At 59.9% G+C, this 15,685-nt stretch carries 16 protein-coding genes; 7 read left to right on the top strand and 9 right to left on the bottom strand.

Features of this window, described 5'->3' with window-relative positions:
* Positions 1-3 precede the first annotated feature (3 nt).
* Positions 4-402: a hypothetical protein gene (locus tag B9A12_RS02130; RefSeq protein ID WP_084055884.1), complete on the top strand. Its 399-nt coding sequence runs from the start codon at positions 4-6 to the stop codon at positions 400-402.
* Between the two features lie 53 nt (positions 403-455).
* Here the strand turns inward: B9A12_RS02130 and B9A12_RS02125 are convergent, their stop codons facing one another.
* The 5 genes from B9A12_RS02125 to pilM form a co-directional block, all read right to left on the bottom strand.
* Entirely contained in the window at positions 456-1,175 is a 720-nt protein-coding gene (locus tag B9A12_RS02125) for a L,D-transpeptidase family protein (RefSeq protein ID WP_245802318.1), read from the bottom strand.
* A 34-nt stretch (positions 1,176-1,209) separates the two neighbouring features.
* Positions 1,210-3,078, bottom strand: coding sequence for a type IV pilus secretin PilQ (locus B9A12_RS02120; RefSeq protein ID WP_170920276.1), 1,869 nt, complete (start codon positions 3,076-3,078; stop codon positions 1,210-1,212).
* Positions 3,079-3,139: 61 nt separating this feature from the next.
* Positions 3,140-3,730: a type IV pilus inner membrane component PilO gene (locus B9A12_RS02115; protein ID WP_170920275.1), complete on the bottom strand. Its 591-nt coding sequence runs from the start codon at positions 3,728-3,730 to the stop codon at positions 3,140-3,142.
* A 36-nt stretch (positions 3,731-3,766) separates the two neighbouring features.
* Positions 3,767-4,420, bottom strand: a complete 654-nt coding sequence (locus B9A12_RS02110) for a PilN domain-containing protein (protein WP_084055881.1) — start codon at positions 4,418-4,420, stop codon at positions 3,767-3,769.
* A complete protein-coding gene (pilM, locus tag B9A12_RS02105) occupies positions 4,417-5,472 on the bottom strand; it encodes a type IV pilus assembly protein PilM (protein WP_084055880.1) in 1,056 nt (351 codons plus the stop codon). The genes B9A12_RS02110 and pilM overlap by 4 nt, the downstream gene beginning before the upstream one ends.
* Positions 5,473-5,602: 130 nt before the next feature.
* Between pilM and lepB the strand changes: the two genes are divergently transcribed.
* Together lepB and nadE are read left to right on the top strand one after the other, a co-directional pair.
* Entirely contained in the window at positions 5,603-6,268 is a 666-nt protein-coding gene (gene lepB / locus B9A12_RS02100) for a signal peptidase I (RefSeq protein ID WP_084055879.1), read from the top strand.
* A 259-nt stretch (positions 6,269-6,527) separates the two neighbouring features.
* Positions 6,528-7,958, top strand: coding sequence for an NAD(+) synthase (gene nadE / locus B9A12_RS17215; protein ID WP_084055878.1), 1,431 nt, complete (start codon positions 6,528-6,530; stop codon positions 7,956-7,958).
* Between the two features lie 52 nt (positions 7,959-8,010).
* On the opposite strand, the gene B9A12_RS02090 is transcribed toward nadE, so the two are convergent.
* Together B9A12_RS02090 and B9A12_RS02085 are read right to left on the bottom strand one after the other, a co-directional pair.
* A complete protein-coding gene (locus B9A12_RS02090) occupies positions 8,011-9,204 on the bottom strand; it encodes an exo-beta-N-acetylmuramidase NamZ family protein (protein ID WP_084055877.1) in 1,194 nt (397 codons plus the stop codon).
* The gene (locus B9A12_RS02085; RefSeq protein ID WP_084055876.1) at positions 9,204-9,605 is read right to left on the bottom strand and encodes a DnaJ family domain-containing protein; all 402 of its coding nucleotides are present in this window, start codon (positions 9,603-9,605) and stop codon (positions 9,204-9,206) included. Before B9A12_RS02085 ends, B9A12_RS02090 begins: the two co-directional genes overlap by 1 nt.
* Between B9A12_RS02085 and B9A12_RS02080 the strand changes: the two genes are divergently transcribed.
* Complete coding sequence (locus tag B9A12_RS02080) at positions 9,604-10,290, top strand: potassium channel family protein (protein ID WP_084055875.1); 687 nt, start codon at positions 9,604-9,606, stop codon at positions 10,288-10,290. The two genes, B9A12_RS02085 and B9A12_RS02080, sit on opposite strands and share 2 nt — an antisense overlap.
* On the opposite strand, the gene B9A12_RS02075 is transcribed toward B9A12_RS02080, so the two are convergent.
* Together B9A12_RS02075 and B9A12_RS02070 are read right to left on the bottom strand one after the other, a co-directional pair.
* Positions 10,281-11,015, bottom strand: a complete 735-nt coding sequence (locus tag B9A12_RS02075) for a MazG family protein (protein ID WP_212636792.1) — start codon at positions 11,013-11,015, stop codon at positions 10,281-10,283. The genes B9A12_RS02080 and B9A12_RS02075 overlap by 10 nt on opposite strands.
* Before the next feature lie 17 nt (positions 11,016-11,032).
* On the bottom strand, positions 11,033-11,566 hold the full coding sequence (locus tag B9A12_RS02070; protein WP_170920274.1) for a CvpA family protein: 534 nt from the start codon (positions 11,564-11,566) through the stop codon (positions 11,033-11,035).
* Between the two features lie 201 nt (positions 11,567-11,767).
* On the opposite strand from B9A12_RS02070, the gene B9A12_RS02065 reads away from it, so the two are divergent.
* The 3 genes from B9A12_RS02065 to ybeY all read left to right on the top strand — a co-directional run bounded on the left by B9A12_RS02065 (position 11,768) and on the right by ybeY (position 15,682).
* Entirely contained in the window at positions 11,768-12,769 is a 1,002-nt protein-coding gene (locus B9A12_RS02065) for a PhoH family protein (RefSeq protein ID WP_245802317.1), read from the top strand.
* Positions 12,770-12,837: 68 nt separating this feature from the next.
* Positions 12,838-15,282 (top strand): HD family phosphohydrolase, encoded by a 2,445-nt coding sequence (locus B9A12_RS02060; RefSeq protein WP_170920273.1) that lies wholly within the window; start codon positions 12,838-12,840, stop codon positions 15,280-15,282.
* Entirely contained in the window at positions 15,236-15,682 is a 447-nt protein-coding gene (gene ybeY, locus B9A12_RS02055; RefSeq protein WP_084055871.1) for an rRNA maturation RNase YbeY, read from the top strand. Before B9A12_RS02060 ends, ybeY begins: the two co-directional genes overlap by 47 nt.
* Positions 15,683-15,685 lie beyond the last annotated feature (3 nt).

Here is a 15,685-nt window from a genome sequence, read left to right as displayed (position 1 = left end):
AAGATGAGCGATGAACGAGTGCTCCTGGAGTCCAGAAAGCTCCCCACGGGGCTTGCGCTCCATCTCTACGATGGTTCCAGGAAAATCGCCGGCGACCGTTGGTACGTGCAGCTGCAGGTGGAGATTCCCATCCCTTTGGACGATGCCATGCTCCGCACCTTGGACGCTGAAGACAAGGATGTGCTGGACGCCTTTCGGCACCAGGTGGGCGACCCCTACATATACCGCTACCAGAAGGAGAAGAATTTTGTGGACGCCGGGGAAAAGGATGCCGCCCTGGAACAGCTCAAGGAGGACTTTCTCAGCACCAATTGGAATTATTTGTCCCATCCGCGTTTTGCGGAATTGACGGTGCGAAAGTCCTTTTGGGAATGGATGGAACGGCGCCGCTGGTACGCGTAAAGACGCGCCATGGAACCGCCGCCGTCGTGGTGGGGACGCGCCACGGGGGCCCATCAGGGACGAACAATCACCGGAGTCCCGAGATCCGCCATGGTATACAGTTCACGCATGTCGCTGTTGTACAGCGCGACACAGCCATCCGTCCAGTCGCCTTGCGCTCCGCCCCCGTGAATGAAGATCTCTCCACCCAGGGGCGTATCCCACGGTGGCTGGACTCCCCTTTCCAGAGCCAGGATGATATCGCGGTATTGAGTGGGCGAGAGCAGCCCGGCCATGAAGGCCCGCTCGGCGTGTTTCTTCTCGGGGTAAGACAGGGCAAGAGATTTATAGAACTTGCTTCGAGGGTTTTTGAGGCAGATGTAAAACCTTCCCTCCGGGGTCCGGCCGTCGCCTTCCGCCATCTTGTCTCCTTTGGGGTTGTTACCCAGTCCGATGGGGTAGTTTCGCACCAGGACCCCACGGTCCATGACGTAAAGGCGCCTCTTGTCCTTGTAGATGAAGATTTGAGGGTCCAGGATATCTTCCACCGGCCGCAGGTAGTCGATGCGGACGGGTTTCAGCTCGCTCACACGGGGCCGCGTGATCTCTTTGGCGTCCCTCTTTTGCCCTGCCTCCTGTTTTGAAATCTCACCGCTGGAAGCGGGGCCCTGGACGGTGCAGGCCGTCATCAAAAGCAGAGACAAAAACATCACGGGCACGATCAGGTGCGCCGGAATGCGCAAAGCGCCCACGAGGTGAGATTTTACCGCGGGTTCCTCCCCAAAACCTTTCATCCGGATTCTTTCCATGAAATGAGCGCTCGTCCGCTTACATTTGCGACCCCGCCCGCTGATCGGAGAGGTCCACGATCCTCGGGTGGATGAAGATCATCAATTCGCTCTTGTCTTTGGTCACCGATTTGGACTTGAACAGAGATCCCAGGATGGGAATCCGATGGACACCCGGCGTGCGGCTTTCCTCCTTGGAGTCCTCTTCTTTGATGATCCCGCCGATGACCACCGTGGATCCATCGTCCACGAGCAGTTCCGTATCGATCCGGCGCGTGTCGATGGCCGGCTCCCCGGTTCCGCCCGTAATGGAAAGATTGGGGCTGTCCTGCTTGGCCTGGATCTGCAGTCGGACCCGACCGTCCGGCGTGATGTGCGGCGTGACCTGGAGTTCCAAGGTGGCGTCCTTGAACGACACCGAAGTGTTACCCTGTCCGGTCTTTTCCTGGTACGGGATCTGGGTTCCCTGGGAGATGGTGGCCTTCACATGGTTCATGGTCAGCACCCGCGGCGCCGCAATGACCTTGCCCTGGCCCGCCGTCTCGGCGGCACTCAAGCGCAGGTCCAGATTCCACAGGGTGGTTCCCACCAGTCTGCCTATGGTCATGGAGGCCGAGGAAGTGGCGGCCACAGGGTGGTTCACGGCAAACTCTCCGGAAACCACATGATCCGTGGTTTTGGTCAGATTAAATCCCCAGTCGATCCCAAGCTCCCTGGAAGCATTGCTGTTGATTTGCACGATCCGCGCCTCGATAAGGACCTGGCGGGTGGGGCGGTCAAGACGCGCCAAGATATCCCGCGCTTCGGCGATCCTGGCCGGATAGTCCGTGTAGAGGATCAGGTTGGTGCGCTGATCCACGCTCACCTTCCCATCCCCGCTGGCAATCTCCTTGATCTTGGAGGCGATGGAATCCGGGTCGGCGTAATTGACCTGAAGGTAAACCGTTCCCAATTCCCCCAGGTCCTTTTGCGCCCGAAGCAGCTCCTGCTGGGCCTTGATGCGGTCCTGACGTTCTTTCCACTCCGCCTTCAGCTTCTCCTGGCGGGCGATGCGGATGACACCTCCAATCTCCTCCCTGCCCAGCCGATTCATCATCAGGACCATATCCAGCACCTGGTCCCAGGGCACGTTTTCCACCTTGAGCGTCACCTTACCGGCCACATCGGGTTCCAGGACAATGTTCATGCCGCTGATGTCGGCCAACAGTCGCAGAACATTCTGAACATCCGCATTTTGAAGATCCAGACTGATGGGTTTGCCCCGATAATGACGCTTGTAGCCCAACACGGCGTCATCGGACATGGCCTTGGGGGAGCGCACGGTTCGGCGGCGACTCACCACGGTCGCCGGCCGGGATGGTGTCCTTTTTCGGGGCGCCTGGACGGTGTTAACACCCGCAGAAGCAGGACGCCGGTCGGGCGCTGCGGGAAAGAGTTCCACCACCAAATCCTTTCCCACCGTGCGCGCCTCCAAACGGCCGATGGGATCCACCACCCGCCCCCTCAGCAAGAAACCTCCACCGGAGGTCGCGTTCGCTCTCAGGGCGATCAGCTTCTTGGACGCTGTGGGGATGGAGCCGCCGCCCAGTTGCGTCTCCACTCCGTCCAGCTCCACCGTGAACTCATGGCTGCCGCGACGCACCACCCGATGGCCGGCGGCGGGCCGATCCATCACAATGCGCAGCTCCGTTCGGCCTTCCCGGTCGTAGGCCTGGACGCCGAAGACCTTGGCGTGCCCACTCCAGACGTCCGTCTGCTGCACGGTCCCCGGTGCCGGTGCGGTTGCGGGCGATTCGGACGTTCGGGCCTGCTGGGAGGCTGTCACGCAGCCCGCCAGCAGCATCGTTGCAGCCATCGTCGAGATCAGCGTTCGAATCGAATTTCTGAAAAAACCTTTTTGCGTCTTCATATGCTTCCCGCCTGTCTCGTGAGTTCGCCAAGGCATACAACGGCCTTTGTGATCCAATCAACTATTTCTTCTTTGCCGAGCCGGAAGTTCTTTCATGTTCTTCCAAAAAGCGGAACGTCTGGATGTCACAATTGATCTGAAGGGCGGAGTCTTTTCTTCGCTTGAGGGAAAGGGCCTTCACCCGGATGATGCGATTCAGCCGGCTGATCTTGTCCAGGAAAGATCCGAGCTGATGGAAGGTGCCCACCATGTCCAACCGCACGGGAATGGTGGCATGGAATTCATGCTTTTGCTCCCCTTGGGGCTGGAACAGCAGGTTTTCCAGGCCTTCCTGAGCCCCGATGCCGGAAACGGTTTCCAAAAGTTCGGGTATCTCCCGCCGATCCGGCAGAAGGGCCAGCAGGGCCTGAAACTCTTCTTCCGACTTGCGAAGCTCTTCCTGCAGCGTTTCGTACTGGGCGGCATACTTTTTGAGCTGCGCCAGCCGCCGCTCCTGGGACTGAACGCTGGAGCGAAGACGGCGGATTTCCTTTTCCTGGGGCTTGTATTTGAGAAAGTAGAAGGCCCCCGCCAGCAGGACCAGCGTCAGCACAAAGATCAGCACCTTCTGGGAATTGGGAAGGGCATCCACTCGTTCTTCAATGCTTTGCATGGAAGGGGGATTCCATCTCATCAGCGACTCCGGACTTTACCCTTGCGGTTGGGATACGGACTTGGCGCCTTGCGGGGCGGATGGCGTGGTCCCGGTCTTTTCCTTCGCTTTTTGCTCTTGCAACGCGGCCCTCAGTTCAGAATAGGCGCGTATGGAACAACTCAGCTTGAACTCCCTCAATTTGCGCCCTGCGATGGTCACCTGTTTTGAGTGGGAAAGCTGCACGCTGTCCTTGAAAACATAGGGCGACGCCCGAAGGTTTCTCATGAATTCAGCAATGGCCTCGTTGCTTCTGGCGATGCCGTTGATATCCGCCCGCCCGCCGCTCAGCGACAGGCTCTGGAACCATATCTTTTCCGGAGGAACCAGGAGGCTCATCAGGGCCAGGTTCCGGGCCATCTGGTCCCGGTCCTTTTGAAGACCGCGGATCACCGTTTTCTTTCGTTCGATGACCTCTTTCTTCTTTTGGATCTCCTTGACCAGTCTTTCATACTTGGCGTACTTGGCCACTTCGGCCCGCAGCTGGGCGTCCCGCTTGCTCAGCCGGTCGATTTCCCGCGCCTGGGTCTGCCAGAGGTAAAAGATGCCGATGCCTGTGAGGATGACACACAGCCCGTAAAGCAACAGAATCTGACGGGCGGTGCTCTTCTTTTCTTTCTTTCGAACCGGCAGCAGATTGATGCGAATCATTTGTCGTCCGCTCTCCTCAGCCCCAACCCAACGCAAATGGCCATCTGCGGCCCCACCTGATCCAGGTAATCGGGATCGAACTTGTTCGGGCCGGCCTCCAGGCGCAGCAAAGGATTGAATAGGTCCACATCCACACCCAGCTCGTTCTTGACCAGGGCATCGAGGCCCGGCAGCCTCGCCGAGCCGCCGCTCAGGTAGATCTTATGAATCCTGGATTCCGGATAGGTGGTGTAATAAAAATCCATGGCCCGGCGCACGTCGGCCAGCCAGTCGCCCACCGCCCCCATGAAGGCCGCCTCCAGGCGCGACGCCTCCACCTGCTCCGAGCCCAGGCCGAGCTTGATCCGCTCCGCCCGCTCCACATCCACCTGCAATTCCGAGGCGATCCGTTCCGTGATGCTCCGGCCGCCCGCCATCAAATCGCGCATGAAAACGGGCCGACCGCCCCGCACGATGGTCAGAGTGGTCTTGGTGGCACCGATATCCATTAAAAGGATGTCTTGATCCGGGAAGACGCCATGGACCGCCTCGAAGGCGTTGCCCAAAGCGAAGTAGTCCACGTCCACCACCGCCGGCTCGAAACCCGCTTTCTCAATCAGCGCCGCATATTCGGCCACCGACTCCTTCTTGGCCGCCACCAAGAGGACCTCCATGTGGTGGGGACGCTCCTTGGACAGGTCCAGGATCTCGAAATCCACGTTCACTTCTTCCAGTTGATAGGGCACGTACTGGGCGATTTCTCCACGGAGTCTCTTTTCCACCTCCTCCTCGGACATGGAGGGCATCTCGATGGTCTTGATCATCACCTCGTAGCCGGAAACCGACGTGGCCACGGGACCGGGCTTGATCTGGAGATTCTTGGCCAGCTTTCGTAAGACGTCCGCGATCAGCTCGGGCTTCTCGATCCGCCCCTCCGAGAAAGCCTCGTGGGGCACCATGGCCATTCCCAGGCTATCCAAGCGATAGCCCGCTTTGCCTTCCACAAGACGCACCATCTTAATGGCGTGCGACCCCAGATCCAGCCCCACAATCTCTTTTTTTCTTCGCAACATGGCGACTCGTTCGGCCCCTTCATCGAATAGGGATTGACACACATCGGGATTTGTTATTTATCATCTTGGCTCGTCTATCCACAAACGAATTTGGACCTCTTTTTTTAATTCGGCAGAATGGGAGGTTGCATTGAATTTTTTTTCATTCACCCGCGCGTCACGAGACAAAAAAAAGAGCACCTTTCGCGAGTACACCGAAGCCGTCGTGGTGGCCGTCCTGCTGGCCCTTTTCATCCGGGCCTTTGTGGTTCAGGCTTTCAAGATCCCTTCCGGGTCCATGAAGAACACCTTGCTCATCGGGGATCACATTCTGGTCAGCAAGTTCAGCTACGGCCTCAAAATCCCTGTCCTGGACAAGGAGATCATCCATCTGGGGAGCCCACAGAGGGGAGACATCGTGGTCTTCAAGTACCCCCAGGATCCGTCCAAAGACTTCATCAAAAGAGTGATAGGCTTACCGGGCGACACCATAGTCATACGGAACAAAAAAGTTTTCGTCAATGGACAACCGTTGAAAGAACCTTACGCCCGGTTCACGGACCCCAGAATTTTGCCCGGAGCCGTGAGCCCTCGCGACAATTTGGGCCCGCTTGTGGTCCCACCCCACAGCTTTTTCGTCATGGGCGACAACCGAGACGAAAGCTACGACAGCCGCTTCTGGAAATTCGTGGACGAATCGGATCTCAAAGGCAAGGCCTTTATCATCTACTGGTCCTGGAACAAGGAGGGGGAGCTCACGCTGGACCCGGCCCGATGTTACGTGCGCTGGAACAGGATCGGTCATCTGCTCCACTGACGGTGCCTCGCGAGGCAGGGGCTGAGAACGCCGGTTGAAACCAAGGCCCATTGCGACTTGCTTCGCCAACCAAGGATCCAGCCGGCAAAAGGGTTGCACCATGGCTGATGTTGGGAAGGCACGATCCGAAAACGGGCCGCCCGTGGCAGGATCGCACAGCCCCCGGAGAGACCGGTAAGGTGGGAGCCAAGGCCTGGCCCGCGGCGGTTCCACCACCCAGGACGCCATCCAGGCCCAGCGAAAAAGAAGAAGGCAGGACATGATCCCGAACGAACAAGTCGCTCTTCAGCATGCAGAAGACATCAGCCAGTGGATCGCCCACCGTGTCCGGGAAGCCGGCGCCAGGGGCGTGGTGATCGGCATCAGCGGCGGCATCGACTCGGCGGTGTGCGCCGCCCTGGCCCATAAGGCCCTGGGACAAAACACGCTGGGCCTGCTCCTACCCTGCCACAGCAGCCCCGCGGACCTGCAGGACGCCCGTCGAGTGGCGCAGCACATCGGTCTGCCGGTCGAAGAGATCGACTTGAGCCCCGTTTTCGACGCCTTCTTACACGCGCTCGGACCGGCGGATCCCAAGCTCTGTGGAAACCTCAAGGCACGACTCCGCATGGCCACCCTTTACCATCGGGCGGCATCGCACCATTACCTGGTGCTCGGAACGAGCAACCGGAGCGAATGGGAGATCGGTTACTTCACCAAGCACGCGGACGGAGCGGCCGACCTCCAGCCCATCATCCACCTTCTCAAAGGCGAAGTGCGGATCTTGGCACGGGCGCTGGAACTACCCCGGGAAATCATCGAACGTCCCCCTTCGGCGGGACTCTGGGAGGGGCAGACGGACGAAGGAGAGCTGGGCTTTACCTACGAGCAGCTGGATTCCTTCCTCCAGGGGCAGGTGGAAGCAGTGGATCCGCAGGTGGCCCAAAAGATCCGAACCCTGCAGGAGGCATCCGCCCACAAACGCATGCCTCCGCCGCGGTTCCTGGGACTCCCCCAGGCTGATGGCACGAGCGCCGATAAGAGCGTGGAGGCCCTCACCCTTATCAGCAAGGCCATCACCTCTGAACACTACCTGGAAGACATCCTTCGGTTGATCGTCATGGTCACGGCGGAGGTCATGAATTCCAGCGTCTGTAGTCTCTGGCTCCTGGATGAAAAGGCGCAAGCGCTGCGGCTGCGAGCCACCCAGGCCATCAACCCCGAATACGTCAAGGACAGGACCGTCAAGGTCGGTGAAGGCGTGGTGGGCAAGGTGGTGGTGGAAGACCGGCCCTACGTGGCCCTGGATGTCCTCAAGGATCCTTACTTCAAGGAAAAAGAGCTGGCTCGGCGTCTGGGGCTGGTGTCCATGTTGAGCATGCCCATGCGGGTCAAAGACCGGGTCATCGGCGTCATCAACTGCTACACGTCTTTTGAACATCACTTTACGGACCTGGAGAAGAACGTCCTGACAGCGGTGGCCAATCAGGCCGCCGTGGCCATCGAAAATACGGAACTGCTGGTGCAGACACGAGTCATCCAAGAGGAGCTGGAAAAACGCAAGATCATCGATCGTGCCAAGGACCTCTTGATGGATCGATTGCAGCTTTCCGGCGAAGAAGCCTACCGTTGGATCCAGAAAAAGAGCATGGATAGCCGCCGTTCCATGCGGGAAGTGGCCGAAGCGGTTTTGTTGACCTTCGAAAGTTGACTTGGCGGGACCGGCCGCCAATGGAAGGGGGTTTTTCCGAGCCCACATCCCCTCAGGAATAGACAAGCGCTGGTTTGCAAGACGCTTCGAACTCTTTCAAATCGCTCAGCCACCGGGCCTCCAGGTGGTCCAAGCTTTCGCCTTCTTCCAGGGCTTTTCGGATTTGGCCGTCCCCAATCAGAATGTCCATGGGCAGATGCTCGTGGTCATATTCGTAGGGGGGCGGGAGCCACTGGAACTGATCGGGATAGGCCCTGAGGAAGGCACGAAGCAGGGAAAGGCCGAAACGATAGGGCCAAAAACGATCAGGATCGGTCACCACAAGATGAAACCCCCGGCACAGGCGCCCGGCCCATTTGTCGAAGGTCGGCTCAAAACTCACCGGCCGGAGCACCACCCCTTGCCGATCCCGCGGGTCCAGGTGAGCCTCCAGCTCATCCGGCTCCACGAAAGGAGCGCCGAAGAGCATAAACGGCAGGGTTGTTCCCCGCCCTTCGCTCACGTTGGTCCCCTCCAAAAGCACCATGCCGGGATAGACCAGCGCGGTTTCCCAGGAAGGCATATTGGGAGAGGGAAAGATCCAGGGTCTGCCCGTGGACGGCCACAGAGCGTCGCGTCGCCACCCCTGAACAGGAACCACCTGCACGGCTTCAGGCCGTCCCAGCAAACGGGACACCCAGAGGGCCAATTCCCCGAGGGTCAGGCCATGGCGCATGGGGAGCGCGTAGCGCCCCACAAAAGAGCGGTATTCTTCCTGGACCAGATTCCCTTCCAGGCGCGCGCCTCCCAAGGGATTGGGCCGATCCAGCACCACCACGTCCACGCCGGCGGCGGCGGCCGCCTCCACGCACAGCCCCACCGTGGTCCCATAGGTGTAGACCCGGGTGCCCACGTCCTGCAAATCAATCAAAAACACGTCGATGCGCTCGAGCATATCCGGAGTCGGCCGGCGCACCTCACCATAGAGGCTGAAAACGGGGATTCCATAGCGCGGATGGATCCCATGATCCGATTCGATCATGTTCGCTTGCTTTTCCGAGAAGAACCCGTGTTGGGGAGAAAAGACGGCCGTCACCCGCCCCCCCAAGGCCACAACCGCATCCACCACATTCCGGAATTCCCGGGTGACCGACGCCTGGTTGGCCAGGATTCCCACACGCCGGGTAAAGAGCCAGGAAGGCGGCTCCGAGAGGAAAACGTCACATCCAAAGCGACACGAATCGCCACAACCGGAAACTTCCGCCATCACTTTTCCCCATGCCGCTCTGTGCCCGAGATCCGTTCCAACACCTTGGGGTAATATCTCTGGTCTTCCTCCAGCAGGGGCGACACCCGCCGCATCATGTTGAGCTTCATGATCAGGTAATTGAGTTTTTTCATTTGACGGTACTTCTCCTGCGTGTCTTTTATGCCCGCAAGGAGCTCCTCGGTGGTCTGGATGTCTTTGCGCAGCTGAAGCTCCGGGGGAAGGCAGTCGGCGTTCTTCAGGATCTTGTAGGCGATGCGCAGGTCCGCAGGCAAATGGCTGTCATCTTCCAGGTGAAGCGGTTCGCCCTTGCCGGGCAAATTGTCGAATTCTCCCTGGGCCATGGCTTCTTGAATCTTCTGCTCGGCCAGTTTTTCAAAAACAGCGAGGATATTACTCATGAAATTTCCTCCGGTTCAACCAGGCACCATCGTTGTTCTAGGCGCGGGGCGTTTCGGGAGCCTTGCCGCCCGCCGACTTCCCGCCCGCTATCGGAAGGCGTCCATTGTTTTGGTGGACCGGGACGCTTCCCGCCTCCAAGGTGTGGACGCGCCATCCCCCGTGGAGAAGGTGCAAGACGACGCCCTGACCTTCCTGAACACGCTGGAACGACCCAACCTGTGGATCGTCCCGGCCGTGCCCATCCATGTGGCCTGGCAATGGGTCCTGTCCCGGCTCCAAAAGGTGGGCTCTGCCCATCCCTTGCCCGTGCCGGCGGAAATGGACCACCAGGTGCCGAATCCGCTGCGCATCGATGGGGAAACCCTCTATGCCAGCTTCGCTCATTTCAAATGTCCCGACAACTGCCCGGAGCCCGACAAGATCTGCACCTTCACGGGCAAACCCCGCCCGGGCATCCTGTATCGGCATCTGGCTCGGGTGTCCGTGCCCGGCCATTCCATCCATGTGCTGCGCAGCTGGCAGTTGGCTCCCGGGGTGGGAGGATACACCCTGGGGCATCTCCACGATATCCTCCATGCCGTGGAGGCCGTGCCCGGCCGCCACATTCTGGCCACCAGCTGTTCGTGTCATGCCGTCCTGAACGGACTGGCTTGGGGTGGAAAGGATTTTCGGGCTCACGCCTGATCGTCGTTGGGTGCCACGGAAGATTCCAGCGCATCCAAGTAGCCATGCAGGGAGTCTTCCGGCCGGCGGCCCAGGGCCCGGGCCAGACACACGGCCCGGTAGAGCAGATGCCCGAGCCGTTTCTGGGCCTGGACGGGATCGCTCAAATCCCCGGAATCCAGATCCCGGACGCTGGCCTGGAACATCTCCACGGCCTCTTTCAACGAGCTCGAAGCGGCCCCGGCGTCTTCCTGACGCGCGCGGATTCTGTAGGCCCGCACCAGAGCCGGCAACGTCTTGGGAATGCCCAGCCCCCGGCGTTTACCTCTCTTTTCGGCCTCCTTGATCTTTTCCCAGTTGGACCGCACGTCCTTGGCCGAGTGCACCTGCACATCGCCGAACACGTGGGGGTGCCGTCGGATCATCTTCTCGCAAATGGCACGGCACACATCTTCCAACGAAAAAGCCCTCTTCTCCTCATACAGATGGACCAGGAAAAGCACCATGAACAGGAGATCGCCCAGCTCCTCCGCAGCCTCTTCCTTGCGATCCGCCCGGATGGCCGCCGCCGCCTCGTGGGCCTCTTCCACCAGATAGGTCTGAACCGAATGGGGCGTTTGCTTTCGGTCCCAGGGGCAGCCCCCTTCGCCCCGAAGCCGATCGATGATCTCCCAGATGCGTCGCACACCATCCCAACGACCCAGGTCCAGGGTCGTATCCGACTCCGTCGTTCTCGCCTCTTCCATGATCTCCAGCCATCCTTTCATGCTTCCCGTCGATGCGCCCAATGCTTGTAAAGTTTTCTCCGATTCCGGTCGAACTTCTCCTGCAGGTTTTTGGGAGTGGCGCTCACGGCAAGGCGGGCGGCCTGCAGCACATACGGAGTCAGGCGGGACTCCCGGAGCAGAGGGCTTGTGGCGGGAAGAAACAGGGTCAGAAAGGACACCATCAGCACCGCCGCCACCAGCCCCTTGGCAAAGCCCAAGGCCCCTCCGAAAAGCCGGTCCAGCCAGCCGGCCGGGCTTTCCTGAATCAATCGCGACAGCCAGGCTCCGGTCAGCCCCAGCACGATCCACGTGAGCACGAACAAGAGCACAAAGGCCACCATCACCGGCTGGGGAAGGGAACCAAACGCTTGAGCGATCCGCGCTCCCACCGCTCCGCAATAGGATCCCGCCAGGTAAAACCCCCCCACCACTCCAACGATCCCGAAGACCTGGGACACCGCACCGCGCCACAGGCCCCGTGCCACGCACAAGATCCCAACGGCCGCCAACACCCAGTCCAATCCATTCATTGGATGCATCCTCTCCCGCGTAGAAATCCGGCGTCTGTGTCTCCACCACCCGCCACCATAGAGGATTTTGCCACGGTCGATCAACGGGTTTGGTTTCCGTGGCGGCGTTTCTATTGTCAGACGCCTCCCGGAGTGTTATCTGTGGCTTGCTCCGGCATGCGCCACATCATTGCCATGGACAGCAATGGAAAGGAAGATCGCTTGTTGGCACCGAAACTCGGCACCGATCAACCCTGGAGCCAGACCAAGGTCTTTGAGGACCCTCAAATCCTGCAGGTTTTGGTGGGGGAGCGAAACGCCCACCTGAAGATCATCGAAAAGCAACTGGACCTTCGGCTTCATCTACGCGGCACTCAGATCACCATCTCCGGGGAACGCCCCCAGGTGGAGCTGGCCGACCGCCTTCTGGATGAGCTGGCCGGATTGGTCCGAAAGGGCTATCCCCTTTATCCCAACGACGTCCTCTACGGGATACGCATCCTAAGCGAAAACATCCACCGCCGGCTTCATGAGATCTTCCTGGACAAGGTCTTCGTCACTTCCAGCAAGAGGGTCATCACCCCCAAGAGCATCAAGCAGAAGGAATACATCGAAGCGATCCGAACCCACGACATCGTGTTCGGCATCGGCCCCGCCGGTACGGGCAAGACCTACCTGGCCATGGCCATGGCGGTGGCGGCGCTCACCGCCGATCAGGTGCGGCGGATCATCCTGGTGCGGCCCGCCGTGGAAGCTGGAGAAAAACTGGGATTCCTGCCCGGGGACCTGGCCGAAAAGGTCAACCCCTACCTGAGGCCGCTCTACGACGCCCTGCACGACATGATGGACTTCGAGAAAGCCTCCCGACTTCTGGCGCGCGGTACCATCGAGGTGGCGCCGTTGGCCTTCATGAGAGGACGCACGCTGAATGAGGCCTTCGTCATTTTGGACGAAGCCCAGAACACCACCAGCGAACAGATGAAGATGTTTCTCACCCGCCTGGGCCTGGGCTCCAAGGCCGTGATCACTGGGGATGTGACCCAGATCGACCTGCCCGAAAACAAGCCTTCCGGCCTCGTGGAGGCCATGGAGCTGCTGGGAGGCATCCGGGGACTTCGTTTCGTCTTCTTTTCCAATGCGGATGTGGTCCGACACCGCCTGGTCCAGGACATCATCGAGGCCTACGAATCCGCTGAAGTCCGAAGCGTTCGGTCGGAGGAGTGAAAGGCCGGATCGGCGAGACCATGGAAAAAGAAAAGAAAACAGAATCCCGACGCAGGAAGTCTGAGGGTTTGGATGCCTCCAAACCGGCAAGCACCCGGCCCACAGGCCTGGAACACGGTAAACTCATCGTGCTTCTCACCGTGTCTGCCCTGACCGCCCTTTTGATCACCCCCTCGTTTCTGGCACGAACGCCCACCTACCGACCGGGGGACGTGGCGGTGCGCAACGTCAAGGCAGACAGAGACTTTCTGCTGCTGGACGAAGAGGCCACGGCCCGCAAGAAGGAAGCGGCCCGGCGGGAAGCCCCCCTGGTCTTCGACCTTCACGAAAGGACCCACGAAACGGTGGCGGTGCGCCTCTCCAAGGCCTTCGCACTCATGCGCCGCCAGATCCACAACGCCCAACGGGCCCTCACCCTGGGCCTCTTTCCGGACCGCTGGCACGAGCTGATGGTTCAAGGCCGAATCGGAACGCCGGCCCCGAACCCGTTGGCGGCCCTGGATCGAGAGTCCTTCGAGAAGCCGCTGGGTTTTACCGTGCCGGATCAGGACTTTTCCGTCCTGGCCCAGCACCGCTTTTCCCGGCACATGGAAGTGAACCTTTTGCGGTGGATCCAAGAAATCCAACAGCAGGGAATCCTGGCCACCCAATCGCCGCCGGAAGTGGAAGAGGAAAAACGATTCAAGCTCACCGCCGGGCCCATCGTGGTGCGAAGAATCCCGTCCCTGGAAGAGTTTCGCGTCCCATCCATCCGCCGGTTTCCGGATCTGGACGAAGCGCGCCGACGTTTGTCCCAGCGTATCCGTGAAGAGGAGCCGGATCCGGAGCTGGCCCGGGCCATGATCTCCCTGGCAGCCCCCTTGCTGGAACCCACCCTTTTCTACAACCCACTGGAGACGGCCTCCCTGGAAAACGCCGCCGTCCAGGCGGTCAAACCCGTTTATATCCAGATCAAGAAAAATGAGATGCTCATCCGGGAGGGCCAACGGCTGCGCCCCGAGGACGTGCGAAAGCTCCAGGCCTACGCGGACAGTAGCTCCAAGCAGGGGGGCCTGCTGGCCTTCACCGGCGTCTTTTTGTTCTCCTGCCTCTTCCTGGGAGTTCTGGGGCACCTGGTGGAGGCCCGGGTGCCGTCCGTTCGGCTGGAACTCAAGGACTACCTCTTCCTGGCCGCCATTTTGCTCATCATCTTGGCGGTTGGAAGATGTGCCGACTGGATCAATTCCTCTTTGGGCTCCGGCCTGGGCTATTTGGACACCCGCAGCTTCTTGTACGCGCTGCCCATGGCCGCCGGGGCCATGCTGTGCAGCATCTTTTTCGGCATCACCGCCGCCGTCTTCTTCTCCTTGACGTTGGCGGTCTTTGTGGGACTCCTGTGCGGAGCCGACTATCATCTCTTTGCCTACACCCTGCTGGGATCGCTGGTGGGCAGTTACGGAGTCAATCCGTGCCGCAACCGCCTGGTTCCCATCAAGGCCGGCCTGCTGACCGGACTGGCCAACGTGACCGCACTCGTTCTCATCGCCCTGTTCCAGGAAAATCCCTCCACGCTCACCCTCTGCACCAACACCCTCCTGGCCTTTCTCAGCGGCATCATCGCCGGCGTTCTGGCCACGGGATTCACGCCCCTGGCGGAACTGCTGTGCGGCTACACCACCGATATCCGGCTCCTGGAACTGGCCAGCATGGATCAGCCCCTGTTGCAGGAGCTGATGATTCAAGCCCCCGGCACCTACCATCACAGCCTGATCGTGGGCAACATGGTGGAGGCCGCCGCCAAGTCCATCGGGGCCAACAGCCTTCTGGCAAAGGTGGCGGGCTATTACCACGACATTGGAAAGATCAAAAAGCCGCTCTACTTCATCGAAAATCAGCTGGACGGCGAAAACCGCCACGAAAAATTGGCCCCTTCCATGAGCAGTCTCATCCTCATCTCCCACGTCAAGGAAGGGGTGGAATTGGCCAAGAAGCACCGGCTGGGACGCCCCATCATGGAGATCATCAGCCAACACCATGGCAAGAGCCTGATTTCCTATTTCTATCAGAAGGCCATGGAAACCCGGGAGAAGGCCCAGAACAGCAAGGGAGCGGACCTGCCACCCATCGACATCGAGGACTACCGGTACCCGGGCCCCAAGCCCCAGACGAAAGAGGCTGGGCTGGTGATGTTGGCGGACGTGGTGGAGGCCGCCTGCCGGTCCCTTTCGGAACCCACCGCAGCACGGATCCAGGGCCTGGTCAACCGCTTGATCAACAACGCCTTCATCGACGGTCAGCTGGACGAATGCGAACTCACCCTGAAGGACCTCCACCAGATTGCCAAACACTTCAACCAGATCCTGGCCACCGTGCATCACAAGCGCATCGAATATCCCGCTCAGCCGGGACAAACCACCAAAGGGAAAGCCCATGGCGGAGATTCTAATCAGCGTGAGTCCAAGCAAGATAAAGATCGATCGGCGGCGAATGGAACAAGCGGCCGAGCGGATCTTAAACGCCTTGGGTTGCAATGAGGCCGAATTGAGTCTCGCTGTGCTGGACGACGAAGCCATCCGCAAACTGAATGCCCAATATCGGGGCGTGGACGAGCCGACGGACGTTCTGTCCTTTCCCATGGGCCAAGGGGAGTTTGCGGATATCGCCCCGCAGATGCTGGGAGATGTGGTTCTTTCCGTGGAGACCGCGGACGCCATGGCGGCCGCCCACCGGATTTCCCTGGAAGCCGTCCTGGATCTGCTCCTCATCCATGGCGTCCTTCACCTGGTGGGCTACGATCATGCCGATCCTCAAGAGGCCCGGCGCATGGACCGCAAGACCCTGGACCTTTTGACGCTTTTGGGGCACGATCCCAAAGACTTTGCCTGGTACGAAACATCCGCCCCATACGCCAAGCGGAAAGAAGAGGAGGATTAGCAA

The organism is Desulfacinum hydrothermale DSM 13146 (genome assembly GCF_900176285.1).
Lineage (GTDB): Bacteria > Desulfobacterota > Syntrophobacteria > Syntrophobacterales > DSM-9756 > Desulfacinum > Desulfacinum hydrothermale.
Note: the sequence above shows the minus strand (reverse complement) of the source record. Positions and strands in the feature narration are given on the sequence as shown.

Bases quoted from the DNA above. Each gene is read 5' to 3' on its own strand.
- pilM (WP_084055880.1), bottom strand. From the start codon at position 5,472: ATGTTGCGAAGAAAAAAAGAGATTGTGGGGCTGGATCTGGGGTCGCAC.
- B9A12_RS02080 (WP_084055875.1), top strand. From the start codon at position 9,604: ATGAAATTTCCTCCGGTTCAACCAGGCACCATCGTTGTTCTAGGCGCG.
- B9A12_RS02120 (WP_170920276.1), bottom strand. From the start codon at position 3,078: ATGAAGACGCAAAAAGGTTTTTTCAGAAATTCGATTCGAACGCTGATC.
- B9A12_RS02070 (WP_170920274.1), bottom strand. From the start codon at position 11,566: ATGAATGGATTGGACTGGGTGTTGGCGGCCGTTGGGATCTTGTGCGTG.
- B9A12_RS02085 (WP_084055876.1), bottom strand. From the start codon at position 9,605: ATGAGTAATATCCTCGCTGTTTTTGAAAAACTGGCCGAGCAGAAGATT.
- ybeY (WP_084055871.1), top strand. From the start codon at position 15,236: ATGGAACAAGCGGCCGAGCGGATCTTAAACGCCTTGGGTTGCAATGAG.
- B9A12_RS02115 (WP_170920275.1), bottom strand. From the start codon at position 3,730: ATGCAAAGCATTGAAGAACGAGTGGATGCCCTTCCCAATTCCCAGAAG.
- B9A12_RS02110 (WP_084055881.1), bottom strand. From the start codon at position 4,420: ATGATTCGCATCAATCTGCTGCCGGTTCGAAAGAAAGAAAAGAAGAGC.
- B9A12_RS02125 (WP_245802318.1), bottom strand. From the start codon at position 1,175: ATGAAAGGTTTTGGGGAGGAACCCGCGGTAAAATCTCACCTCGTGGGC.
- B9A12_RS02090 (WP_084055877.1), bottom strand. From the start codon at position 9,204: ATGGCGGAAGTTTCCGGTTGTGGCGATTCGTGTCGCTTTGGATGTGAC.
- B9A12_RS02075 (WP_212636792.1), bottom strand. From the start codon at position 11,015: ATGGAAGAGGCGAGAACGACGGAGTCGGATACGACCCTGGACCTGGGT.
- B9A12_RS02130 (WP_084055884.1), top strand. From the start codon at position 4: ATGAGCGATGAACGAGTGCTCCTGGAGTCCAGAAAGCTCCCCACGGGG.
- nadE (WP_084055878.1), top strand. From the start codon at position 6,528: ATGATCCCGAACGAACAAGTCGCTCTTCAGCATGCAGAAGACATCAGC.